This window comes from Microseira wollei NIES-4236 (assembly GCF_020521235.1).
Taxonomy (GTDB): domain Bacteria; phylum Cyanobacteriota; class Cyanobacteriia; order Cyanobacteriales; family Aerosakkonemataceae; genus Microseira; species Microseira wollei.
Map to the genome: position 1 here is coordinate 1 of NZ_BLAY01000455.1, position 1,157 is coordinate 1,157.

Annotated in this window: 1 protein-coding gene; it reads right to left on the reverse strand. The window is 44.6% G+C overall.

Annotated elements, in window-relative coordinates:
* Positions 1-1,157: polyketide synthase dehydratase domain-containing protein (locus MiSe_RS49210; protein WP_226594858.1), on the reverse strand; the 1,157-nt coding region annotated here is incomplete at both ends.

The following is a 1,157-nucleotide window of genomic DNA, read 5'->3' on the forward strand; positions in this document are numbered from 1 at the left end:
CAGCCAACTCCCTTCAGGCGTGGCTTTTGATTGGCTTTTTTCCACCACTTGCCAGTCGATTTCGTACAACCATTCTGCGACATCTTGATACAGCGAATGTAGTAACAACTCGCGAGTCGCTTTTCTGCCTGACAAACCTTTGATTTGTGCAATCAACTGCCCGCTAGCATCAAACAGTTTGATATCGGCTATTAGCTCATCGTCATTGGAGTTTTCTGACTGTCGCCGCCGAGCATGACACCATAATTGCTGAGTTTGGGGACGTTGGTAAAACTGAAAGCTTTCAATCGCAAAGGGTAAAAAAGTGTCATCAACAGAGAATAAAGTGCTGGTCAGTTGTAAGCAGGAGTCGATCAGACCTGGATGCAATTGATACTCGTTTAGCTGATTTACCAGGGCAGGGCATTTCATCTGGGCTAAGGCTTCTCCTTCTCCACACCAGATGCAATCTAGCCACTGGAAGCTTGGGCCCAATTGCATCTGGCGTTTTTGCCAAAAATATTGGTAAATTTCTCTACCATTTTTTGTCTGAGGACAGCGTGCCTGTATCTCTGGTATCGAGATAGTTTCTAATTTACTGCTAACTGTGTTATAAATCATTCCTGTAGCATGGATTACCCACTGTTTTACCTGAGTACTGCCATTGTGGGCTGTATTACCAACGCTATTTGTAGGCTCAAAGCTAATCAGTTGGAAAGAGGTTCCACTCTCTTGTGGGGAAAGCACCAACTGCACCGGGCGTACTGCATCTTCTGGAATCACTAATGGCTGCGGAAAAACTATATTTTCTAATAGACATGCCTCGGTGGCGAAAGTTAACTTGGCTGCACCCAATAGCAAGGATAGATGACAGGCTTCAGGTACTACAACAAAGTTATAAACTTGGTGCTCTACTAAAAACGGTAGGTTTTGGGTACTAAAGTCAGATTCAAATAAGATTTCCTTGGATAAGGGCAAGTCGATCTTTTTGTCTAGTAAAGGGTGCAGTTTTGTGGAGTTTTGTGGCCGTTGTAGCTGAGGTGGTGTATTTTCCACCCAATAGCGCTGTCTTTGAAATGGATAGGTTGGTAGTGCGACTTTTGTCCGAAGGTAATCGCGGTCAAATCCTGCCCAATCTACCTTGACTCCGGCGACATACAACTGCCCTAAACTAGAGA